Origin of the sequence: Aureimonas ureilytica DSM 18598 = NBRC 106430, assembly GCF_000382705.1 — a bacterium.
In the GTDB taxonomy this organism is placed as follows: Bacteria; Pseudomonadota; Alphaproteobacteria; order Rhizobiales; family Rhizobiaceae; genus Aureimonas; species Aureimonas ureilytica.
Genome location: NZ_ARQE01000037.1, coordinates 1 through 4,164 on the forward strand (window position 1 = coordinate 1; position 4,164 = coordinate 4,164).

General features: G+C 63.1%; 3 protein-coding genes. 2 read left to right on the forward strand and 1 reads right to left on the reverse strand.

What is annotated here, in order from left to right; genetic code table 11:
- Window positions 1-1,063: FecR domain-containing protein (locus B146_RS27405; RefSeq protein WP_155897712.1), on the reverse strand; the 1,063-nt coding region annotated here is incomplete at its 3' end.
- Window positions 1,064-1,545: 482 nt separating this feature from the next.
- On the opposite strand from B146_RS27405, the gene B146_RS0124385 reads away from it, so the two are divergent.
- Together B146_RS0124385 and B146_RS0124395 are read left to right on the forward strand one after the other, a co-directional pair.
- Window positions 1,546-2,760: an MFS transporter gene (locus B146_RS0124385; RefSeq protein ID WP_026358913.1), complete on the forward strand. Its 1,215-nt coding sequence runs from the start codon at window positions 1,546-1,548 to the stop codon at window positions 2,758-2,760.
- Window positions 2,761-3,630: 870 nt separating this feature from the next.
- Window positions 3,631-4,164: TIM barrel protein (locus tag B146_RS0124395; protein ID WP_019999096.1), on the forward strand; the 534-nt coding region annotated here is incomplete at its 3' end.

Here is a 4,164-nt window from a genome sequence, read left to right on the forward strand (position 1 = left end):
TGCCGTTTCCACCGCCGCTGTTGCCGCTCGGTCCGCCGTTCCCGTTACCGTTCCCGTTGTTGCCGTTGCCGTTTCCGCCGCCGTTGTTGCCGCTCAGTCCGCCGTTGCCGCCGAATCCTCCGTTGCTGTTCGTTCCAGCGTCGCTCTTCTCGCCTCCACGCGAATCGGACTCACCGCTTCGGCTGGACGTCTCGCTCGCTCCGCCGTTGGGTCCTGCGGACGTGCTGACGATCCCAGAATTGTTCCGATCATTGGAATCGCCCCCGAAACCGCCAAACCCGGAGCTCTCGGCAGAACGGGATGAGGCGATGCCGGTGTCGCTTGCCGGCGACGCGGCCTCGGCCCTGCCGGCGGATCGACTGGCAGCACTGCCGCTCATGGCAGCTTGCTCGCTTCGAAAGCTGCCGAGACTCTGCCCAACTGGAGCAACGCTAGGGGCGGATGGCTTGCCCGCCGTCACCGCAGCGGCGTTGATCCCCGCCGTGACGAGACCCGGTGCAGAAGTGGACACACTTGCGCGCTGCCCGGCACTTACTCCTGCCGTCTCACCCGTCTGGATATCCCGTACCTGGACGAGGCCGCGCTCGACACCGATCTTCGCATCTGTCTTCGAAACGCTGATCGTAAAGGACGTCCCCTTCACCACCGCTGCCATGTACGGTGTCTGAACAGTGAAGTGCGGCGCTGAACGCTTTTCGATGTCGAACTCGATGCTGCCAATCCGTTGGAGAACTTCTGTCTTCGAACTGAACCCATGTTGCGGCCGTACGACAGCAACGCTCCCGGGCCCGAGTGTCATGATGTTGTTCTCGCTCGACAGGCGCACGCGTCCGGACTTGGCTGTCGCGATCGTCAGGCCCTCAGGCACCAGCATCCCGACCTTCAGAGCGGTGCGTTTCTCGATGCTTTCGATCGTCCAGGCCGTCCCGCTGATGCGCTCGACACGCCATTCACCGGCCCAACCGACATCGGCGTTGAACAATGCAGCCAGGAAGGGGACCAGAAGAGACAGACGTGCGCGCATCGGATCGAGCCATGTTTCGATCCTTGCAGCTTGGCACATGGCTTATGAAGACCGTCTAACCAAGTAGGTCAAACTGGTCCCGATTATCCGATGGAAACCCGAAACGAACGAGAAGTTTCAGTCCTATGCAATGAAGCGCGTCGGCGGGGACGCTAGGCCACTTACCAGCGAATGAGCAGCTAAACTTCGTAGAATGAAAGCATCTGCCTACGTCAGGATCGTTAATCGCTATCGTCTAGGTGATCGGCATCCAGCCATGGTTACTCTTATAACGATCAACCATGGCCGCTTCGCACACTCCATAACATGAAGCGTACTGGAAGCTTTCCGCCCGATCCGGCCACGGGGGCAGACGTCCCAAACCGGACCTGTAGCTATCAATTCAAGCCTGCCGCTGGTCGACATCGGACGTTCGACTGAAAGCGGACCTCTCGAAAGCAATGAAACGTGTGTGGATTGAGGTCGACGCCCGGATCGCAGCCAGCTACCAGACGAACGGATCCACGACCCATCGGAGCGCTATGACGACGTCCACGCCAGTTACGCCCGTCACCCGCCCATCGATCCCGCGCGGCATCTGGGCGCTCGGTTTCGTCAGCATGTTCATGGACGTCTCGTCGGAGATGATCCACTCTCTCCTACCAATTTACATGGTGACCGTGCTCGGCACCTCGACGCTGGCCGTCGGCATCATCGAGGGCATCGCCGAGGCCACAGCGTCCATCGTCAAGGTGTTCTCCGGGGCACTTAGCGACCGACTCGGCAAGCGCAAGCTGCTCGCCGTCGTCGGCTACGGGCTGGGTGCCCTGACCAAGCCCGTGTTCCCGCTGGCGGGCGGTCTCGACGTGCTGGTTGGCGCCCGCTTTGTCGATCGCGTTGGCAAGGGCATCCGTGGCGCGCCGCGCGACGCCCTGGTCGCCGACCTCGCGCCGCCCGAGGTGCGCGGGGCAAGCTATGGCCTGCGCCAGTCGCTAGACACGGTCGGCGCCTTCTCTGGCCCGCTTCTCGCCGTCGCCCTGATGTGGATGTTCGCCAACGACTTCCAGACCGTGTTCTGGGTCGCGGTCATACCGGCCTTCCTCTCGCTCGCCGTGCTGATGGCGGGCGTCCGCGAGCCGGCGCATCCGGGCGAGCGTCGTCCAGCCCGCATTCCCCTGCGCCGACGCGAGCTGGCACAGCTCGGGCAACCGTACTGGATGGTGGTCGCCGTCGCGACGGTGTTCACGCTTGCGCGCTTCAGCGAGGCGTTCTTGCTCTTGCGAGCGCAGGAACTCAGCGTGCCCGCTTTCTCGATCCCACTCGTGCTGGTGCTGATGGGAGTGGCCTACTCGGTGTCGTCCTACCCCGTAGGCGTCCTCTCCGATCGGATGGACCGGACGCGGCTGCTGGCCGCTGGCATGATCCTTCTGGCGGGCGCCGACGTCGCGCTGGCCCTCGCTCCGAACCTTGCCGTCGCGGCGGTCGGGGTGGCGCTGTGGGGCCTCCACATGGGCTTCACGCAGGGGGTGATCGCGGCGCTCGTCGCCGACGCCTCGCCGAAGGAACTGCGTGGCACGGCCTTTGGGGTCCTCAACCTTGTGACGGGCGTTGCCCTGCTCCTCGCCAGCGTGGCGGCCGGGGGACTATGGGAGGCGTTCGGATCCGCCGCGACCTTCCTCTTCGGTGCGGGACTTGCGGTCGCCTCGCTCGTGGTTCTCGCGCTCACGCGTTCGGCCCGGCCGGGGACATCGGCATGACAATTGCCGTCTAGGCCGTGGTCTTGCGCTAGCTATAGGAAGTGTCCGCTTATGAAGCGGCGCGACCGGAAGCTGCCTGACCGGTTTCCACCCAACCGAGCCGATAAAAGCTGAGAAAGCGGAAATCTGGAAGCGGACCATCCGCTTCGGGCCCATGCGCGCCTCCGGGATAGGGCCGGGTCATTGATACCCGTAGAAGCGAAGTAAATAGCTCGTTCCGAGCATCCCCCCGAATCCAGCGACGACACAGGCGAGCGCCACGATGTTCCCGAAAGGCCTCATACGCTTACGCTCAGCGTCACGCATGAGCGGTTCTGTTATGGCTCCCAGCAGCAGCATCACGAAACCCATGACGATCGAGGGACCGACCAAGAAGGAAGCCATCGACCAGACGCTGATCTCGGCTGCGCCTTATCGAGCGAGCCTCAAACGGTCGAAGATGGTAGGCCACAATATAGCTGTCCCGGCCGCCACGCAGCCAAGTCCGTAAAGGCGCGCTTTCACATCGGCATCTCCCGTCATGGATCGAGCGGAGCTGGCACGTTTCTCCTGGCACACGCAACCACAGCAATCGATCCACGGTTGCCGCCCCGGTCATCGGCACAGCCGACCGAAAGCTGGTATTCCCCCACCATCAAACGATGCATGACCTCCGACTTTGAGACGCGGCCGCGGGCGTCATCGGTCGGCAAACCAGGCGTCTGCACTGAGGCAAAGCGAAGTGGACCGCATGCCGCTTCTTCTCGGCCACCTCCAGACGATCAGGCCGACCCGGCCAAAGCAGGGCCCACCCTGGCACGACATTAATGCGCCGCTCACTTGACGAATTTACAATTATTCGTAAAGTAATCGCAATCCAGCGGAGCTTCCATGACCCTTTCCCGATTCGCCACCCGCCTCAATTCCTTCGGCTCCGCGCCGCATCTGTTCTGGCCGGACCTCTCGGGTAAGCCGACCTTCATGCAGATGGCCGAGCGTGCCGCGACTGCCAGCGGCCTCACCGATGTCGATCTGAACTTTCCTGACCACGTGACGGACGACGCCAAGGCGGTCGGCCGCCGCATCAACGACCTCGGCCTGTCGGTCAACGGCCTGGCCATGCGCTACTACACCAATCCGGCCTTCAAGCTTGGCGCCTTCACGAACCCGGATAAATCCGTGAGGCGTGAGGCCATCGATATGACGAAGCGCGGCGTCGATGCCGCGCGCGCCATGGGCGCAGACCTGATGACGCTCTGGCTCGGCCAGGACGGGTTCGACTATAATTTCCAGCTCGACTACGCGCAGGCTTGGGACCTCGAGATCGTCGGCATTCGCGAAGTCGCCGAGCATGATCCGGCCTGCCAGATTTCGATCGAGTACAAGCCCGACGAGCCTCGCGCTCACGCCCTGCTGCGCGACTGC

Bases quoted from the DNA above. Each gene is read 5' to 3' on its own strand.
- B146_RS0124385 (WP_026358913.1), top strand. From the start codon at position 1,546: ATGACGACGTCCACGCCAGTTACGCCCGTCACCCGCCCATCGATCCCG.